The sequence below is a fragment of the Natrialba hulunbeirensis JCM 10989 genome, assembly GCF_000337575.1.
GTDB lineage: Archaea > Halobacteriota > Halobacteria > Halobacteriales > Natrialbaceae > Natrialba > Natrialba hulunbeirensis.
The window spans coordinates 1-18,170 of record NZ_AOIM01000011.1 but is presented as its reverse complement, the minus strand read 5'-3'; the positions used below and the strand labels follow the sequence as shown (position 1 = coordinate 18,170).

The following is an 18,170-nucleotide window of genomic DNA, read 5'->3' as shown; positions in this document are numbered from 1 at the left end:
TGCGGCCTCGTCGCCGTTGCCGATTCAAGTCCTCGCCGCCTGCTACCGGTTCCGGGCAGCGTCGGCCGTTACTGATTCCAAGCTGCGTCGTCCGGATCGACCAGTCGCTCGCCCGCGTCGAGGGCAGCGATCCGGTCCCGGTCGTCGTCCGTCAACTCGATCTCGCGCGCCGCGTAGTTCTCGCGGATATGCTCGCCCGTCCCCTTCGGAATCGGAACGACACTCTCGCGGTCGTAGTGCCACGCCAGCGCGACCTGAATCGGCGTCGCGTCGTGGTCGTCGGCGATCGCCTGCAGATCGTCGATCTCTGCGACCTCAGCCTTGGCGATCGGACAGTACGCGACCGTCTGGATATCGTATTCACGGCCGAGTGAGACGAGTTCGTCCTGCTGCAGTTCGGGGTGGAGTTCGATCTGGTGAGCCACGATCGGCGCATCGAGTATGGAGACCGCCTCCTCGAGAAGATCCGGTGTGAAGTTGCTCACGCCGACGTGGCGCGTCAGTCCCTCCTCGACGGCTTCGTCGAACGCCGGCAGCGTCTCCTCGGCATCGTATTCGCCCATCGGCCAGTGGACGTACAGCAGGTCGACCGTGTCGACGCCGAGTCGGTCGAGACTCTCACGGGTGGACTCGAGTACGCCCTCCGCAGCCAGATTCGACGGGTGGACCTTCGTCGCGAGGAAGACGTCCTCGCGGTCGACGTCGGCCAGTTCGAGCGCGCGACCGACGGCTGCCTCGTTGTCGTACATCTGTGCGGTGTCGATGTGGCGGTAGCCGGACTCGAGTGCGGTGACGACGGCATCGGTACAGGACTCGCCTTCGTGGCCGGAGGTGCCGAGACCCGGCTGTGGGAGTTGTGGTGACTGTGATGACATAGGGTGATCTACGGGGACGTGGTACACGGGCGTCAGGAAAGCGGCAAGCGAGACGGTGTTAGCGGAGGGGGTCAGATGACGACTGGCAGAACCTGTCGTTTACTGTCAACGCATTGGCAGGAGCTAGTACCGGTCGTTCATACCACCTGTGCTGCCGAATGGCCGGTAAACAGCGACGACTGCTTCTCTGTTTTTCGGGAGTTGGGAGGGACGAACTCTCGGGGCTGTACTACGGCAACCTCACGTATCTTCCACATCGGTAGATGGACTGAGATACGAACTGAGAGTCGTTGTAACGTGATCCGCGAATTCGTCCGAAATTGTGCCCTGGACTCCAACGATATGCGTCTCGTCTTTTAATGTCGCCACTGTCCACGGGAGAACGTAGCTTTGCGTCTGTGGTTCACCCCGAACCCACGCCTTGCTCGGTACTGCGAAACTCCCCGGGTGATGCGACTGCGTAGTGAACGCAACTGCGATCGACTCCTCATTTGGATACGGAAGTCGATCCGCCGAAACGACCAGCCACGGACGCGGGTTCCCGCTACCCGATTTGAACGGGTCGGGCGCCCACACGACATCTCCTCGTTCGGCCATCGCTTATGCTCCCTTGCGATCGCTCTCGCGCCGTCCGTCGATCGGATCAAGGGCGGTTTCCATCCACTCGTCGACCGCATCGTCCGAAAAGCCGCCGTCGATCTCGTCGACTGCTGCAGCACCGAGCAACCCAGCGGAGGCGGTGGCGTGTTCGGCGTCAGCGATCTTCCAGTACCGGCCGCGGTGCTCAACCAGTCCACGCTGCTCGAGGCGCTTGAGTGTCGGCCCGACACTTCCTTGAGGCACGTCGACCGCATCAACGATCTCACGCTGGCGAAACGCCTTATCGGCGTTCTCGAGGAGGTGCCGATAGATCATTCCCTGCGTCGTGTCGGCCGCGAGGTCGATGACCGGGTTATCTTCGTTGATCGTCCGGAATTCGTCCTCTGTGATCGGCATTGTGTATCAGTTTGTATCGCACTGTATTAGTCCTTATCGGTGACTGCGACGCAGATACTGTGTTGGTCAGAATGTGCTGTGAGCAGGATTGAGATACCCGCGACTTTAGTCGTAAAATTCAGCACCGACTCCTGTTCTGGCCGATTCCTGGCAGAAGAATTACAACCGTGTTTCTGACTATTGTCACCGACTCAGTCGCCGATCCAGTCAGCGAAACTCCCCTCCAGCAACGTCTCACGCTGGCGACGAACGTACTCTCGCTGCATGGTTTCGATCGCCGTTTCCAGGTCCGCGCCATCGTCGACCGCCGAACGGACCTGGTCGTGCTTCCACCTGCCCGGCGTCAACTGCTGGCGTACACGCCGGCGCAGCGGGTAGAGGTACTTCGCGGCCTGTTCCTCGGTCAGGCCGCGACTCGTCAAGCCGTCCTCGGCGTGGGCCAGCAGATCCTCGTAGAGCGCCAGCGTGTCCGTCGTCTCCTTGCCGTCGTTGGTGATCCAGACGATGTCGGCCTCGAGCCCGTCGCGCATGGCCGCGTAGAAGTTCTCGCGGGCGGTCTGCCAGTCGAGTTCGTGGACGGGATGTTCCAGGCGAACCAGGCTCTCGAGGAGGCCGGCGAACGCCGCGAGGAACGAGACGGAGTCCCGGACGGTCGGCTGGGCGGGAATCGGCCGGAACTCGATCCGCGCGTTCGCGGCCGAGCGCGTCGGCCCGCCGAACACAGGACGAACCCACCGCCAGTAGGTACCGTGCTTGCGCCGGAAGTGCGGGAACTGGTCGTCGAAGCGCTCGCCGGCCTCGACGGGCATCGGGACCATCGTGTCGTCGGTGGCGATGCGGTCGACGGCCTCCTCGACGGAGTCGAGGTCCTGCGGGAATCGTACTTTCCCCTCGCCCGTATTCGGGTCGTTCAGTACGGTCTCGAAGACGCTGATCCGGTGTTCCATCCAGCCGTCCGCAAGCACGTCTTCGGCCGTCGCCCCGTCGTCGTAGAGGTCGGCGGGGAAGAACGGCGAGTTCACCCCGAGCGCGAGCAGCGGGGCAGCGGTCCGGACGGCGTAGTTGAAGTACGTCGGCAAATCGGGTGCGTGAGCCACCTGATAGTGGGGCTGAATCGACGTGATCAGGCTCTCGGGCATGACCGTATCGGCCTGCAACGAGACGTGCGGTGCTTCGACTCGCATACCGGCCACGTCGGCCTGGTCTGTGTTGGCCATCGCGTGATAGCGCGCCGAATCGCTCATGTTCGTCGCGACGCGAACGGACTGCTCGCCGCCCTCCGCAGCCTCGTCCTCGACGGTGCGCTCGACGCTGTCCGTGAGGTACGTCGTCGCGTCCTCGCCCTCCGGCGGAATCGTCCAGAGCCCGTCGCTCACCAGCCGCATGCGCTCGGACTCCGTCACCTTCAGCGCCGTCTGCAGCCGCGCTTTGACCTCCGACTCCTGGGCCGCCAGCCCGTGGCCGTTCAACGGCTGCGGACTCGTCGTCATCTCCGCGTTGTGCAGGCCGAGTTCCTTCTCGAAGCCGATCAACTCGAGTAGCCGCCGCGGCACCCGCCGCAGCGTGGCGTCGTCGTCCTTGATCGCGTAGAACTCGTACTCGAGTCCGACGATGGCCTGTGGGTTGTCGAAGACGCCGTCCTCGATAGCGTCTTTGATGACTTCGGCGTCGGCCTCGGCGTGCTCGCGGTAGCCGTCGGCGTCGACCGACAACACGTTTGTGACCCGCGCTGCGAGGTCCCCTGATGGCATACGTCGGTGTGGGTGCGCGACTGGTTTAAATGCACGTCCTCGAAGTGATGGGGATAGCCGAATTCCGTTTGCCTGGTCGTCGGTTGGGTAGTCGACAGCGTTACGTCGCCCGGTCTCAGAACCGTTTTAGCCTCCCCGGCGATAGACACCGCCGATGGAGTTCGCCACGTTCGCCGACCGCGCCGCCACGATCGAGGCCGAATCCGCGGATCTCGAGATCGTTGCCCACGTCCGCGACCTGCTCGCAGAGGCCGGCGACGACCTCCCGATCGTCGCCCGGTTCGTTCAGGGCCGGGTCTTCCCGGCCTGGGACTCGACCACGCTCGACATCGGGCCGAACACCTGTTACGATGCCATTGCCCGCGCAGCGGGGACGAACGTCGACGCAGACGACGTGGAAGACCGACTCGCCGAGCGCGGCGAAATCGGTGCAGTGGCGGCGAGCTACGACTTCGGTGGCCAGCAGGGGTTGGGCGCGTTCATGGGCGGCGGTGGCGCTGGCGCTGGTGGCGCTGGTGGCGACAATGACGACCACAACAACGGCGGCACCGGCAACAACAACACCGGCAACCTCACCGTCCGCGAAGTGAACGACACCCTCACCGACCTCGCGGCCGCCGAAGGCTCGGGTAGCCAGGACCGAAAAGTCGACCTCCTCTTCGGGCTGTTCAACCGCTGCTCGAACGACGAAGCGCGCTACCTCGCCCGTCTCGTTCTCTCGGAGATGCGCATCGGCGTCGGCGAGGGTACCGTCCGGGACGCCATCGCCGAGGCCTTCGACGTTCCCCAGGAACCGGTCGAACGCGCACTCCAGGTCTCGAACGACTACGGTCAGGTCGCCGAAACCGCCCGCGAAGATGGTGTCAGCGGACTCGACGAGATCGACCTCGAGATCGGTCGCCCAGTCCAGGCCATGCTCGCGCAGGCGGGGACCGTTACGGATGCACTCGAGGAGTGGGACGAGGCTGCGGTCGAGTGGAAGTACGACGGAGCGCGAATTCAGTTACACTACGACCCAGCGGACCCTGGCGACCCAGACGGCGACAACAAGGGCGAGACCCACGTTTTCTCCCGGAACATGGAAGCGGTCACCGACGCACTCCCGGAGGTCGTCGAGTTCGCCAACGAGCACCTCGATAGCCCCGTGATTCTGGACGGCGAGGTCGTCGCGATTGACGACGATGGCAGCCCGCTCCCGTTCCAGGAGGTACTCAAACGCTTCCGGCGCAAGCACGACGTGGCGAAGGCACGCGAAGACGTCTCCGTTCGCCCGGTCTTCTTCGACTGCCTGCACGCCGACGGCGACGACCTCCTCGATGAACCACTGGTCGAGCGACACGACCAACTCGAGTCGGTGCTCGCGGCGGAGCGCCAGCAAGAACCCGAGGAGATCGACGGCTTCTCGCTGCTGTGGGTCACCGACGACCCCGACGAAATCGAGGCCGTCGATGCGGACGCACTCGAGGCCGGCCACGAGGGGATCATGCTCAAGAACCCTGACTCGACGTACTCGCCGGGCCGGCGCGGAAAGAACTGGCAAAAGCGTAAACCGGACGTAGAGACGCTCGACTGTGTCGTTACCGGCGCGGAGTGGGGCGAGGGCCGGCGGGCGACGTTCCTCGGGACGTTCGAACTTTCGGTTCGCGACGGCGATGACCTGGAAACGGTCGGCAAGGTCGCGACGGGGATCACGGACGAGAAGCTCGAAGAGTTGACGGAGCTGCTGGAGCCTCATATCGTCGCGGAGGATGGAACGGCAGTCGAACTCGAGCCGGCCGTCGTTTTCGAGGTCGGCTACGAGGAGATCCAGACCTCACCGACGTACTCGTCGGGGTATGCGCTGCGATTCCCGCGATTCCTTGGTGTGCGATACGACAAGGATACCGAGGGAGCGGATACGCTCGAGCGGCTCGAGATGCTCAGAGACGAGTAACGCCTGGGTGGCGCTACCGCCGAAGCGCCAGCGACGCGAGACCGGCGACGAGTAGCGCGCCAAAGAAGAAAATGATACCTGGTTCTCCCGCATCGAAGACGAGCCAGGTGAGTAGCCCCTGCGTTTCGCCCACGGTGCTCGTGTGGCTCGCCGGATCGATCCCGGTCGAATTCGTTCCGGCCGGTGAGAACAGGCTGTAGACGCCCCACTGAACGAACAGCGCGCCAGCACCGAGAACCGCGAGCCCGGCGACGACTTCGGAGAGCGACTGCTCGAGTTGCGGGCGTGTCTCTTCTTCTCCGACGAAGACGAGCGGATCGCTCGCCGGACCGTAGACGACCATCTCGTTCCCTTTTTCCGAGTACCGCTGACCAACGGGTTCGATGAGTGTCGCCGACTCGAGGACGGACACGTGATGCGAGACGTTCTGGACGGAGGTGTCGACGCTGGTCGCCAACTCTGATGCCGTCGCCGGTTCCTCGAACAGGCTACGGTATACGTTTCGACGCGTCTCACTCGAGAGCACGTCGAAGAGTTCGTCGGCCTCGTCGTCGTCTACATCAACGATTCTAAGGGACGTGTCCGCAGTTGCCGATTTGGAAGGCAGAATATTCGTTAGTGTCGACATTATGTCTCGAGTCGGGCCTACACCAGGACATAGCTTACTATACGTTAAACAGCGATTTGAGCGATGAAGTCTCTCGATTCGAACGGGATGAACGGTTACGTGGCGTCTTCCTCGTCTTCGACTGCTACTGTCGCCTCGAATGTGTCATCGACGGCCGCGACGGCTGCACGGGGATCAACTTGCCCACGCCCACTCTCCGTATCAATGCCGTCGGTCGGCTCGGCGGTCGATGCGAGCGTCCGGCGCACGTCTTCCGGACTGAGGTCAGGGGCTGCATCGACGACGAGCGCTGTGACCCCGCCGACGTACGCGGCAGAAGCGGATGTCCCGTCGAAGGAAGGATCCGCGCCCGTTGGATGGGTGTCCGGAGCGACGATATCAACACCGAGTCGTCCGTCGATAGTCGGACCGCGGGAACTGTACGGTGTGACCTCGTCTGATGCCTCGTCCAGCGCACCGACAGAGAGCACATCGTGTCCGGCGGCAGGTGCAGCGATGCTTCCACTCGACCGTCTGTCTGCCAGCGAATGTGTCGACGACGCGATCCGAATGCGGGTATTGGTAGCAGTTTCTGTGTCCGCTCCCGGGCCCCGAACTGCGAGCCCGTAGGTATCGTCATCGAGTTGGGCCGTCAATCGTTCGCCCGGAACGTCGCCGTACTCGCGGGGCAACGACTGGGCGACGCGTGTCGTACTCCCGTCGTCCTCGAGCCGGTGGAGTTCGAGCTGATATGTTTCGTCTGGATCGTCCCAGGAGAGGTGGAACTCTGCGTGCCCGCTTTCTCCCCGTATCTCGTTGAGCGGTCCACTCTCAAAGCCGTGCGCGCCGCTTTCGTCGGGTGAGTAGGTCCCCGTCCAGTGACCGGTCCCGAGGTTGCCCGCTGGTGCGACGACGGTAACGCGCTCGGTTGCCGCAGCCGTCGCCCGCGCGAGCTGCGAGTTCCCGTCACCGAGTGTTCCCGCGTCCGCGACCGGCGCGACGATCACGTCGACATCGTGATCGACCAGCCACTCGAGTCCCTCCTCGTAGTCGTCGGCGGTTTCGAACGTGACCAGATGTAGGTCAGCGTCCGGCGCGGTGCGAGCGATCGTGGCGGCCACTGCGGTGCCGTGGCTTCCACCGTTGCTGTTGTCGACGGCGGCATTGTTTCCGAATCCGGTCGCGGCGACAACGCGATCCTCGAGGAGCGGGTACTCGAGATCGAAGCCGGTTACGTCGAGGACGCCGACAGACACGTTCCCCCCGGTAGTGCCGGTGGCGTGAATTGGTTCGATTGTTTCGTCGACACCGATCGTTCCCGCGGTGGGTTCGTTCGAGGTGGACGCTCCGTCGCCGATCGCGAGAGCGAGATAGCCAAGACCGCCGGCGAACGCGGAGATAAGGAGGAGTACACACAGGACAACCACTACTTCAGTTCGATCCATCGATACTGTCGGTAGAGTGTGAGCCATCGACCATTAGTAATCAGCCGACCAGACGAGAGGCAAGTGAAAGACCGTCATCCGGTGGCACCTTCGGCGTTCGTTGACTGTCGTTTCTATCAATCACTATTCAATATCACGATTCAAAACTGTCGGTCAAATAGGGGTAGAGCCGATGAGCCGGACCCATGACCGCGTCTCGAGTGCTTGAGACGCGAGTTACGTGCCTCGAAGGGAACCTGAACGGCCGATACCGAGCATGATGCTAATACCAACGACCGAAAGCACCGCCCCAACAGCAAGGAGGGCAAGTCCCCAGGTGGAGACGCTAGCGAACAGTGAGTCGTCCGCATCGGTGCTGTCGGCGAGTTCGGTTTCGTCGTGCTCGACGGATGCGTTCTCGTCAGCCCCGTCAGTTGCACCCGGTTCGACGATGGTTCCGGGAACCGATGCGTTCACTGCGGGGTCGGCGGCCGATTCCGCATCGATGGTGAATCCGGTGTCGGGTTCGACGTAATCGAAGTCGACGTTCAGTTCAAACGTTCCGTGCTCGTCAACCTCGACTTCTTCATGAATGAAGAAGACGCCGCTGGAGAGCAGTTGTACCTCGATGAGCTCGCCAGCGTCGAGGTCAGCCTCACCGGTGATCTGCTGATCGGGAACTGCCTCAAGTTCGAGTTCGTCACCGTCGTGAACGATGACGATGCCGTTGCTTTCGGTCTGGCTGTCGTCTTTGTCCCCAGCATCCTCGTCATCGTCGCTATCGTCGTCGTGAGGTTCGACACCGTCGACCCAGAACGTCGTTGAGACTCTCGTTGAGTTGTTGTGTTCAGCCGTCACATCGATCCGGTTCGTCTCTGGAAGCGTCGTTAGATCGACTGTCGTCTCGAACTGACCGTCCTCGTCGACGACGACCTCCTCTTCGAGCAGGAAGGATTCGTCATCGCTCGTCTCGAAGCGGATCTCGAACGAGTCACCCGAGTCGAACCCAGTCGTTCCCGCGAGCGTGTGCGACGGATCATCGTCCAGTTCCGACCAGTCCAACTCGAGTCCGTCGTGGAACTCAATGCTTGGCGCTACGGCGAGGGTATCCATGACAATTGATGAATCAGTCATGATATGCACAGAGTAGTCACCGCCGGGAAGTTCGTCACCGACATCGTTCGAATGAACGGTAACGTCGTGTACCTCGCCATCGGCTATCGCAAAGTACTCGTCTGAGTCGTCAGCACCGACGGCTCCAGTATCGAGTTCGATCGTGACATCGTCGTCCCCCTCGAGTGTCGCTTCGAGGGAGAAGCTTTTATCGGGTGAACTGATTTGGAAGTCGAATCGATCACCACTGGTGTTGACAACCTCGAACTCGACCGTTTCCGGTGGTTCGACTTCCGACGGTAGATCGTCGAGGTCGATGTGGCCGTTGTTGTCGGTGCTCGTTGATGCGCCGTCGGCCGCAACGGGGGCCACAAGCGCGACCGTGCTGAGCGCGACGGCGAGCGCCGCGAGCACCGCGAGCCGGGAATGATTCGCCTGAAGGGCGTTCGATACCGTCTGGAGGGAATCGTCAGGCATCACCAGTACAGAGTTGCTCACTGATAGTGAAAGTCAGGATAGCTAAAATGTTGCGTTAACGTATGTGGTTGGTTCCGTGGTGGCTGAACGGCGAGAAGTAGAATGCCTCCCGTCCAAAAACATACAATCGTTCTTTGAGCTAGCTGAGGTAATTTATAGACGATAGCCGTAGGTGTACGCATGACTCTGTACACCCGACGCGACGCACTCGTTGCGACGGGGACGGTAGGTGCACTCGCCGTCGCTGGTTGTCTCAACGACGGTGACACAGATGAGCCGGACGGCTCCAACGGCACCCAGGCAGACGGAACAAGTGATAACTCGAGTGTCGAAGCAGTCGAGACGTTTCAGCTCGGGACCGCACTCTCACGACCGGAGTGGGTCCAGGCTGACGACCGAACCGGACTCGTCTCCGTCGTTGAGTCGCCACAGGATATTGCGTGGCTAGTCGATGATCCGGAACGCGTCGACGGGCTCGAAGCGTGGCTGTTGGAAACCGACTTCGACGACGCGGTCGTGCTGGGCGCCCAGACCGTCGGACCGAACACCTGCGTTGCCGAACTCGCCGTTTCGGATGTCGCGGTTACTGACGATGTGCTGGAGCACGGATCCGAGCCCCAAACAGCCATCACTGCCACCATCCACGCAGTCGACACGAGCGAGGAGCGCGAGGCCTGTGGTGAGATGATCACCTACCCCGCCGCACTCGTTCGGATCACCGGCGAGGATCTCCCGTCGGTGGCGACCGTCTCGATCACGGACGGCTGGGGCGAAACGAGCGAGGTCGACACTACCAGCGGACTGCTCGACCCGGCTGCGTTACCCGGCTTCGTCCAGCCACCTCACGATCCGCAGCCAGCCGGTGTACTCGAGTGCCCCACCGAAGGCGTCGACCGGCATCCGAGCAGTGACGAGGATGATGTCGTATGGGGTGAGCGTTACGACGAGTCCGATGTCCCGCAACTCGCGCTGCGGGTCGAGAATCTGCAGTTCGATGGGAGTGGTGATAGTGGAGGTGGTGGAGGTAGTGGAGGTAGTGGAGGGAGTGGAGGGAGTGGTGGTCGTGGTAGTAGTAGTGATGGTGATGATGACGACGAAGCAACCGCACTCGAGTTCGAACGCGGTGACGAGGTTCGCGTTCGGCTCTGGAACGTCTCCTCCGAGACGGTGATGACGGGGAACGCAGCCAAGTACAATTTCGAGCAGTGGACAGACGATGGCTGGCAGGATGTTCGTGTCGGATCCGACGACGTGGCGTTCGCCTATACCGACGAAGGGGTGTTGCATCCGCCGGGAGAGGCGTTCGAGTGGACGTTCGAACTCACAGAAGACGGGATTCTCGAGGGCCACATCCACGAAGACCGACTTACGGTCTGCCCCGAACTCAGTGAGGGGCGATATCGGTTTTCGTACTGGGGGACCGGCGGACGGGGGACAATCGCGGTTGGATTCGACCTCGTGTGAGCGGGTAGTGGCTTTCATGACGGACGACCCGCGACGAACAGCCGCCCTCACCACGACGTGGCGACGGTAGGTGAGCACGCTTAAGAGCCACGGCGAACAGGCTTCGCGTATGCAACCGCGCGATCTGTCCGATCACGTCGCCTACGAGGCGGGTCGGGGCATCGAGGAAGTCGCCCGCGAACTCGGGCGCGACCCCTCGGAGTTCGTCAAACTCGCCTCGAACGAGAACCCGCACGGACCCTCGCCGGCCGCCGTCGAGACTATCCGCGAGGCTGCCTCGAGCGTTAGTTCCTATCCGAAATCCACGCACACAGACCTCACTGAAGCCGTCGCCGACCACTGGGAGGTCGAACCCGCCCAGGTCTGGCTGGCAAACGGCGGCGACGGGGCACTCGACTACCTCTCGCGAGCCGTCATCGAACCCGGCGACGAGGTGCTCGTTCCGACGCCAGGATTCGCCTACTACGGCATGAGCGCCCGCTTCCACCACGGCGAGGTCAGCGAGTACAGCCTTGACCGCGAGGATGGATTCACCCAGACAGCACAAGCCGTCCTCGAGGACTACAGCGGCGAACGGATCGTCTATCTCACCAGCCCGCACAACCCGTCGGGGTCGACGATCGATCTCGCCGAAATCGAGCGCCTGGCGGACGAAACCGACGAGGAAACGCTCGTCGTCGTCGACGAGGCCTACGGGGAATTCGCCGACGTCGACAGCGCCATCGCGCTCATCGAGGGCCGAGACGGCTTCGACGCGCGGGACGATATCGCCGTCTTGCGAACCTTCTCGAAGGCCTACGGCCTCGCCGGGCTCCGACTCGGCTACGCCGTGGTTCCAGACGAGTGGGCGGACGCCTACACGCGCGTGAACACGCCCTTCGCCGCGAGCGAACTCGCCTGCCGCGCCGGGCTGGCCGCCTTCGGCGACGACGAACACGTCGAGCGTACCGTCGAGACGGCTCGCGAGTCGCGCACAGCCATGCGCGAGGAGATCGACGCGCACGTCTGGGAGAGCGAGGGGAACTTCGCCCTCGCAGATGTGGGCGACGCCAGTGCGGTCGCCGAGGCGATGCAGGAACGCGGCGTCATCGTCCGGGACTGTACGAGCTTTGGGCTGCCCGGCTGCATCCGCATCACCTGCGGCACCGAGGCCGAAACCGAGCGCGCGATCGAGACGCTCAACGAGGTGCTCGCAGCTCTCGACCTCGACCACAACCTCGATCCCGACCACACAGCCGACCGCGAACGCGAGGTGAGCGACACATGAGAATCACCGTTACCGGCACCCCTGGGACGGGGAAAACGACCGCGACCGAACTGCTGGTCGATCGGCTCGCTGGGGAGGGTGAAGTCGACAGCGAAGACGGGAACGAGGACGTCGGAGCCAGCGACCTCGACGAGGTCGAAGTCGTCCACCTCAACGACGTACTCGCCGAGGAGGGACTCTACACCGAAGTCGACCCCGACCGCGAGAGCAAGGTCGCCGACCTGGACGGGCTATCCGAGTGGCTCGACGACCGCGACGCCGACACCCTCATCGTCGACTCCCACCTGGCACACCACTTCGACGCCGACCGCGTCGCCGTCCTCCGATGTGCCCCCGAAGATCTTGCGGATCGACTCCGCGAACGCGGCGAAACCGAAGGAAAGGCAGCCGAGAACGCCGAGAGCGAGGCACTCGACGTGATCCTCTCGGAAGCCGTCGACCAGCACGGACTCGAGTCCGTCTACGAAATCGATACGACCGATCGTGAACCGGCAGCCGTCGCGGACGAACTTGCGGCCGTCGTCGCGGGAGAGCGCGAGCCGAGCGCTGGCGAGGTCGACTTCATGGGGTATCTCACATGACACTCGACAAGTTCAGACCGTACATCTCACGCTTTCTGGATCCGTTCGTCAAAGGGTTCGATCGCATCGGGATGACGCCAGACGGCGTGAGTATTGTCGCGTTCGGGATGGCGATTCTGGCTGCTGCGGCGTTCTTCCTCGGCGGGCGAGCAGCACCCGTCTGGTACGCCGTCGCCGCCGCGTTAGTCTTCCTGAACGGCTGGCTCGATATCGTCGACGGCGCACTCGCGCGTGAACAGGAGGTTGCGTCGGCGGGCGGCGACCTGCTGGACCACGTGCTCGATCGGTACGCCGACATCGTCATCATCGCCGGGCTGGCGGCCGGCATCGGCGACTACCTGCTCGGTTTCCTCGCCGTCACGGGCGTCGTGATGACCTCCTATCTCGGGACGCAAGCCCAGGCCGTCGGCCTCGACCGGGTCTACGGCGGTCTCGTCGGCCGTGCGGATCGACTAGCGATTATCGGCGCCGTCGGGTTTCTGGCCTACCCCATCCCAGGAGAGGTCGCCGGCCTAACGCTGATCGGCTGGCTACTCGTCTTCCTGGCCGTCGTCGGCCACCTGACGGCGCTCCAGCGCTTTTTCTACTCCTGGTCGGCACTCGAGTAACGCCACTCGAGTGACCGGCATCGGGCCGGACGCGCGAGTATCTTCGGATCAGCAACGCGCCGCATGGTTTATGACTCGCCGCGATATAGGTTCGCGCATGGTTCAGTGCGAGATGTGTGGCGCCGAGACGTCGTCTCCGAAGACCATCAAGGTCGAGGGCGCGAAGTTAGACGTGTGTTCGAACTGTACCGACTTCGGCACCGAAGTCAGGCAGCCCTCGAGTTCGAGCACGTCCACCAAGTACTCGACCGGTTCCTCGTCCTCATCGTCGAGTTCGAGCGGCCAATCGGCCGGCTCGGGTGGGGCGAGTAGCTCGTCCTCGTCGAGTTCGAGCTCGAGTTCCCAGCGTCGGACCGATATGTTCGACGACATGGACGAACTCGCACCCGACTACGACGATCTCGTGCGATCCGCGCGCGAAGACAAGAGCCTCAGCCAGTCGGACCTGGCCAACGAGCTCAACGAGAAGTCGAGTCTCATCCGAAAGATCGAGCGCGGTGACACGCTGCCGAGCGACCGCGTTCAGACGAAACTCGAGCGCTTCCTCGAGATCGACCTGAGCGCAGAGGGGAGTTCGGGCGACGACTCCGAGTGGTCTGGCGGCTCCTCGTCGGGTAGTTATACGCTCGGTGATGTCGTCAAGCGCAAGGACTGAAGGCGGTTTGCGTCGGAGTAAGATCGTATCAAAGAGAGACGCACCCGATTTCGATGCGAGTGCGTCGTCTGTGCCACTCGAGTACGAGCCGCGATTTGCCGTAGCGAAGGCAATCCGGCCATCGTCGCGAGAGCGCGTGCTGACTCGCAAGCTATTTCTTTCGCGGGACGGGCCTCTCTCCTATAGCGATGTTCGTCCTCGTCAACCTGAAGACGTATCCGTGTGATCCAGTCGCCGTCGCGGAGGCCGTCCGCGACGTCAACGAGACCACCGACGCGCGCCTTGCCGTCGCGCCGCAGGCAGCACACCTCGAGCGCGTCGCCGAAACCGGCGCAGAGACCTGGGCACAGCACGTCGATCCGATCGAACACGGGAGCAACACCGGTCACACGCTCGCCGAGTCGGTCGCCGACGCAGGTGCAGTCGGCACCCTGATCAACCACTCTGAGCAGCGCCTGAAGCTCGCGGATATCGACGGCTCGGTGCGGGCAGCGGAACGTGCCGGACTCGAGACGGTCGTCTGTGCGAACAACCCAGCACAGATCGGTGCGGCGGCAGCACTCGAGCCGGACGCCGTCGCCGTCGAACCGCCAGAATTGATCGGGACGGGAACGCCGGTCAGCCAGGCCGATCCGGATATCGTCGAGGACGCCGTAGACGCAGCCGAGAGTGTCGACGACGACGTGGCCGTACTCTGCGGTGCGGGTATCAGCACCGGCGATGACGTGGTCGCTGCCGGCGACCTCGGCTCCGAGGGCGTCCTGCTCGCAAGCGGCGTCGCGAAGGCCGACGATCCGACGGCTGCACTCGAGGATCTGGTCGCTCCGCTCTGAGCGATATCTTGGTCGGTCGTTCTCGGGTATCTACCGCTTACCGACGGCGTTCACCGAAGCCGCTCACCGAAGCGCTCACCGAGACCGCTCACGAAGGCGGCACGACAGACACCCGACCCAACACCTTTTCTCACAACACGACAACACGTAGCGTATGAGTGACGAGCAGTCCGTGGGTGTCGCACTTGAGAACCGGCTCATGAGCCACGGCATCTACGTGACGGCGTTCGAACAGGGGGACAGGGGCCAGAACAGAGACACGGTCAAGAACAAGAACAAGAACGAGAACGGGAGCGAGAGCGAGACGACGGATAGGACTGGGAAAGACACCGAAACACACGCTGTGAAGGACGCTCTCAGTGGCGACGAACAGCCGGCTCCGATCGAACTCGAGTACGAAACCGTCTCGGAGGCACCAGGTGTGACGAGCAACGAGGTCGGCGCAGTGCTCCGGTCGCTGCTGGCGGTTGCCGAGGAGCACGAGTGGCAGCCGGGGCGACTCGAGGCTCTGTCGCTGACGACGGATGGAGACCGGCGGGGGAGCTGGCACGTTGAGGCTGCGTGGTTCGAGGGTCTCTCGGACGAACTCTCGCAGGTAGAGTTCTCACAGCGAGTGCTCGAGACTATTTCGCAGGAATAGCGTCCGTAGCGGCCGCTGTGTACATCCGTCGAGAGTAGGTACCTTAATAATAGCTCACGAACCATCATCTCGACGAGAACGTATGTCCGGAGAACAGGTCTTCGTCTCACACGCGCCAGCCGATCTCGAGCTCGTCCAGGACCTGTTCTCGACGGTGAAGAACTTCCCGTTTGGCGTTCACATCGCACTCGAGGAGGTCGAATCGGGCGGCTCCCGAGCGCGTCTCGAGGGTCGACTGGCGAACAGTGACGTGGTAGTCGCGGTGCTCACCGAGCGAGCGACGACGAGCCAGTGGATCAATCAGGAGGTCGGATACGCGCTCGCGAAGGGCATTCCCGTGTTACCGCTGTACGACGACGAGCGCCGCCGTGGTGGCTTCATCAGCGATGTCGAGGGCGTCGTCATCGACCGCGAGAACCCCTCGGTAACGATTTTCAATCTGCTGTGTCGACTTCGGAGTGAACTCGCACCGCTCGGTGCGCTCTCGGTGCCAAACTGGTACGTCCGATTCCCATGTACCGTGCCGAACTGCGATCAGCCGGTCACACTCGAGATCGAACGCAATCAGACGAAGCTCTGGAAGCTTCACCAGCACGGCCAGGCACTGTCGGCGGACTGTCGGAACTGCGGCTCGCGCTATTATTTCGATCCGGGAACGATCGGGTATCTTCGTCGGGAGGACGACAGCGCTGAGACAGGCGCACGCTGATAGCGTGCCCACAGCAACACAGCGACGTTCGGTTTGGGACGCCATACGGCGCGTACTCGCGTCGGTATGCACGTCTTACGCTGGACCGGTTACACCACTGGGTCTCGCCTGCGTGGTGAAGGGGTCCGATAACAAAGCCGCTCCCGTTCGTTCGAGGGGACGTGCGAGGACGCCCTCGCACGGAGACGCTTCGTCCGTTGGGACGACATGCGGCAACTCGGCGATGCCAGTCGCCGGGTTCCTCCTCCCCTGTCACTTCGTGTGATTGTTTCGCGCAGTCGCTTTGCCGACGTGACCAGCCACCTTTGTCACGAAAATCGGGACATCAATAGGGGTACAGCCCCGAGCAGCGCGTATGGACACTGCAGTGCAGGCGGATGAGCACACGTCAGCCTTCGATCGCGAAACGCTGCTCGTCGGCACCGTCGACATCGCTCTGTTGACAGCGTTGATTCTGTACGGCCAGTACTCACACGGGCTGGTCGACGGCGTTCCTGCGTTGCTCGAGTCGCTGGCACCGTTCGTCCTCGGCTGGATCGCGATGGCGGCACTGTCGGGGCTGTACACCCGCAACAGCACGGCGTCGGTGATCGGAACGGCGCGACTGACAGCACTGACCTGGATCGCAGCGGCCAATATCGGGCTCTCGCTTCGCGTCTCCCCATACCTCGATGGGGCTGCTGCCTGGCCGTTCGGCCTCGTCATCACCGGTTTCGGGCTGGTCGCCCTCGTCGGCTGGCGTATCGGGTATGCCACAATCGCCCGGCGGTAACGCTTCGGCTATCCACTATATCTGTCTCCAGACATATCACTATTTGAAAAGACGATAGTGGTACCGACAGCGGTATCATATTCTGAATGGTCTCCTGCGGTTACGAAATGTCTATTGTCAACATTGGTCATAGTACTCCCCTCGTGTGGTTTTTCGCCCCAATTTCGTGATTCGACGTTCTACTGGTGAATCTCTCACCCATCCCATGATTATTCTTATCCAAACAAACCAATCAATAAGCAACTCATATGTTATAGCTATCCAGCACCCAAAATATGGATTAGAAATGAGTTCAATATCAGGCGATTATGGGAAACACTTATATACACATTTCACGTACTATTGGATAGATTATGACTGGATATTACGACATTGTTCTTGGCCTTATCCCAGTCGCACTGCTTGGAATCACTGCAGCCCTGACGTTCGTCGGCGTCTCGCTGACCGCAGCCGTCCCGATCGGCGCGTTTACCGCGATGGGGATCATCGGCCATGCGATGTTCGTCAATACGCCCGCTGACGCCTCCGACGAAGCCCGTTCCGCCAAGCCACCGCTCAACGCGGACTAGTCGTTACACTCCAGTCACTTTCTCTCCTCTCCCCACCTCCTTCTCCCTCTCTCCCTTCCGTTCTCTCCTCGAGTTACAGTCGCTCTCGACCACCGCCGTTGTCCCACACTGTGAGTCGTCAGTCTCACCCGTAGCTAGCCACAGGTGGCAACAGCGGACGGACAACGGCTACTACTCCCTCCGAACGGACGTTCTGGTAAAGACGAGACGCTGATCGCAAGGAAGCCGTTACGTAGTCGGTCGAACCTTGAACCCGTACCGTGTCACACCTTCCTGCGTGTAGATCCGCCGAATCGTCGTCTCGATTTCGTCGTCCACTGTGAAGGCAGTGGGCGTAGCATCGGTCCCCATCGCCGGGAGGCTCACGGCCTCATCGCCAGCCTCCCTCCCCGCACTGTCCGCAACCGGGAGTTCGACGATTGCCGCAGCATAATCTCCCGCCTGTGACTGCTGTGGGGCGAACTCCGGCGGCGCACCTCCCTGCGAAATCGTCGTTACAGCCTCGATCCGACCCGTATCCGCGAGTTCGACTGTCTCGTACTCGACGAGCGAGCCACANGGCGCACCTCCCTGCGAAATCGTCGTTACAGCCTCGATCCGACCCGTATCCGCGAGTTCGACTGTCTCGTACTCGACGAGCGAGCCACAGTCATCGCAGGCCCCCTCCGGTGGGAACGCGAGCGCGCCACACTCCGGACAGCGGCCCGCCTCGAGTCGATACCGCTGCGGGATCGATTGTCGCCAGGAGGGGACGCTGACGTATGCCCCGCCGCCTGACGGTGGCGCAGCGGTGACGACACCGCGCTGGCGGAGGTACTCGGCGTACGAGAGCGTCTGTTCGTCGGCTTCACCGTTCGTGTCCGCGTCCAGATCGACTCGTGTTGGAACGCTCCCAG

Annotated in this window: 19 protein-coding genes; 11 read left to right on the top strand and 8 right to left on the bottom strand. The window is 62.4% G+C overall.

What is annotated here, in order from left to right; genetic code table 11:
• Positions 1 to 68: 68 nt before the first annotated feature.
• The 4 genes from C483_RS03000 to C483_RS02990 all read right to left on the bottom strand — a co-directional run bounded on the left by C483_RS03000 (position 69) and on the right by C483_RS02990 (position 3,622).
• Positions 69 to 875, bottom strand: coding sequence for an aldo/keto reductase (locus C483_RS03000; RefSeq protein ID WP_006651870.1), 807 nt, complete (start codon positions 873 to 875; stop codon positions 69 to 71).
• A 240-nt stretch (positions 876 to 1,115) separates the two neighbouring features.
• On the bottom strand, positions 1,116 to 1,472 hold the full coding sequence (locus C483_RS19330) for a type II toxin-antitoxin system PemK/MazF family toxin (RefSeq protein ID WP_006651869.1): 357 nt from the start codon (positions 1,470 to 1,472) through the stop codon (positions 1,116 to 1,118).
• A 3-nt stretch (positions 1,473 to 1,475) separates the two neighbouring features.
• Complete coding sequence (locus tag C483_RS20590) at positions 1,476 to 1,871, bottom strand: winged helix-turn-helix domain-containing protein (RefSeq protein WP_006651868.1); 396 nt, start codon at positions 1,869 to 1,871, stop codon at positions 1,476 to 1,478.
• Positions 1,872 to 2,062: 191 nt separating this feature from the next.
• Positions 2,063 to 3,622, bottom strand: coding sequence for a hypothetical protein (locus C483_RS02990; RefSeq protein ID WP_006651867.1), 1,560 nt, complete (start codon positions 3,620 to 3,622; stop codon positions 2,063 to 2,065).
• 154 nt (positions 3,623 to 3,776) lie between these two features.
• On the opposite strand from C483_RS02990, the gene ligA reads away from it, so the two are divergent.
• Positions 3,777 to 5,555 (top strand): ATP-dependent DNA ligase LigA, encoded by a 1,779-nt coding sequence (ligA, locus tag C483_RS02985; protein ID WP_006651866.1) that lies wholly within the window; start codon positions 3,777 to 3,779, stop codon positions 5,553 to 5,555.
• 13 nt (positions 5,556 to 5,568) lie between these two features.
• On the opposite strand, the gene C483_RS02980 is transcribed toward ligA, so the two are convergent.
• From C483_RS02980 to C483_RS02970, 3 genes are all read right to left on the bottom strand, one after another.
• Positions 5,569 to 6,183 (bottom strand): ArsR/SmtB family transcription factor, encoded by a 615-nt coding sequence (locus C483_RS02980; protein ID WP_006651865.1) that lies wholly within the window; start codon positions 6,181 to 6,183, stop codon positions 5,569 to 5,571.
• Positions 6,184 to 6,278: 95 nt separating this feature from the next.
• Positions 6,279 to 7,607, bottom strand: a complete 1,329-nt coding sequence (locus tag C483_RS02975) for a S8 family serine peptidase (protein WP_006651864.1) — start codon at positions 7,605 to 7,607, stop codon at positions 6,279 to 6,281.
• Between the two features lie 216 nt (positions 7,608 to 7,823).
• The gene (locus C483_RS02970; RefSeq protein WP_006651863.1) at positions 7,824 to 9,176 is read right to left on the bottom strand and encodes a BGTF surface domain-containing protein; all 1,353 of its coding nucleotides are present in this window, start codon (positions 9,174 to 9,176) and stop codon (positions 7,824 to 7,826) included.
• A gap of 180 nt (positions 9,177 to 9,356) precedes the next feature.
• Here C483_RS02970 and C483_RS02965 point away from each other — a divergent pair, with 180 nt between their 5' ends.
• The 10 genes from C483_RS02965 (at position 9,357) to C483_RS02915 (ending at position 17,274) form a co-directional block, all read left to right on the top strand.
• Positions 9,357 to 10,640: a hypothetical protein gene (locus C483_RS02965; protein ID WP_006651862.1), complete on the top strand. Its 1,284-nt coding sequence runs from the start codon at positions 9,357 to 9,359 to the stop codon at positions 10,638 to 10,640.
• A 109-nt stretch (positions 10,641 to 10,749) separates the two neighbouring features.
• Entirely contained in the window at positions 10,750 to 11,907 is a 1,158-nt protein-coding gene (gene hisC, locus C483_RS02960; RefSeq protein WP_006651861.1) for a histidinol-phosphate transaminase, read from the top strand.
• Complete coding sequence (locus tag C483_RS02955) at positions 11,904 to 12,488, top strand: adenylate kinase family protein (RefSeq protein ID WP_006651860.1); 585 nt, start codon at positions 11,904 to 11,906, stop codon at positions 12,486 to 12,488. The genes hisC and C483_RS02955 overlap by 4 nt, the downstream gene beginning before the upstream one ends.
• Positions 12,485 to 13,096, top strand: a complete 612-nt coding sequence (locus tag C483_RS02950; RefSeq protein WP_006651859.1) for a CDP-alcohol phosphatidyltransferase family protein — start codon at positions 12,485 to 12,487, stop codon at positions 13,094 to 13,096. The genes C483_RS02955 and C483_RS02950 overlap by 4 nt, the downstream gene beginning before the upstream one ends.
• A gap of 97 nt (positions 13,097 to 13,193) precedes the next feature.
• Positions 13,194 to 13,751: a multiprotein bridging factor aMBF1 gene (locus tag C483_RS19325; protein WP_083860384.1), complete on the top strand. Its 558-nt coding sequence runs from the start codon at positions 13,194 to 13,196 to the stop codon at positions 13,749 to 13,751.
• A 188-nt stretch (positions 13,752 to 13,939) separates the two neighbouring features.
• Complete coding sequence (tpiA, locus tag C483_RS02935) at positions 13,940 to 14,584, top strand: triose-phosphate isomerase (protein WP_006651856.1); 645 nt, start codon at positions 13,940 to 13,942, stop codon at positions 14,582 to 14,584.
• Between the two features lie 154 nt (positions 14,585 to 14,738).
• A complete protein-coding gene (locus tag C483_RS02930; protein ID WP_006651855.1) occupies positions 14,739 to 15,224 on the top strand; it encodes a hypothetical protein in 486 nt (161 codons plus the stop codon).
• An 82-nt stretch (positions 15,225 to 15,306) separates the two neighbouring features.
• On the top strand, positions 15,307 to 15,933 hold the full coding sequence (locus tag C483_RS02925) for a toll/interleukin-1 receptor domain-containing protein (protein WP_006651854.1): 627 nt from the start codon (positions 15,307 to 15,309) through the stop codon (positions 15,931 to 15,933).
• A 355-nt stretch (positions 15,934 to 16,288) separates the two neighbouring features.
• A complete protein-coding gene (locus tag C483_RS02920; RefSeq protein WP_006651853.1) occupies positions 16,289 to 16,705 on the top strand; it encodes a DUF3054 domain-containing protein in 417 nt (138 codons plus the stop codon).
• Positions 16,706 to 17,058: 353 nt separating this feature from the next.
• Entirely contained in the window at positions 17,059 to 17,274 is a 216-nt protein-coding gene (locus C483_RS02915; RefSeq protein WP_004216336.1) for a hypothetical protein, read from the top strand.
• Between the two features lie 228 nt (positions 17,275 to 17,502).
• Here C483_RS02915 and C483_RS02910 read toward each other — a convergent pair.
• On the bottom strand, positions 17,503 to 18,170 hold a 668-nt coding region (locus tag C483_RS02910), incomplete at its 5' end, for a Zn-ribbon domain-containing OB-fold protein (protein ID WP_006651852.1).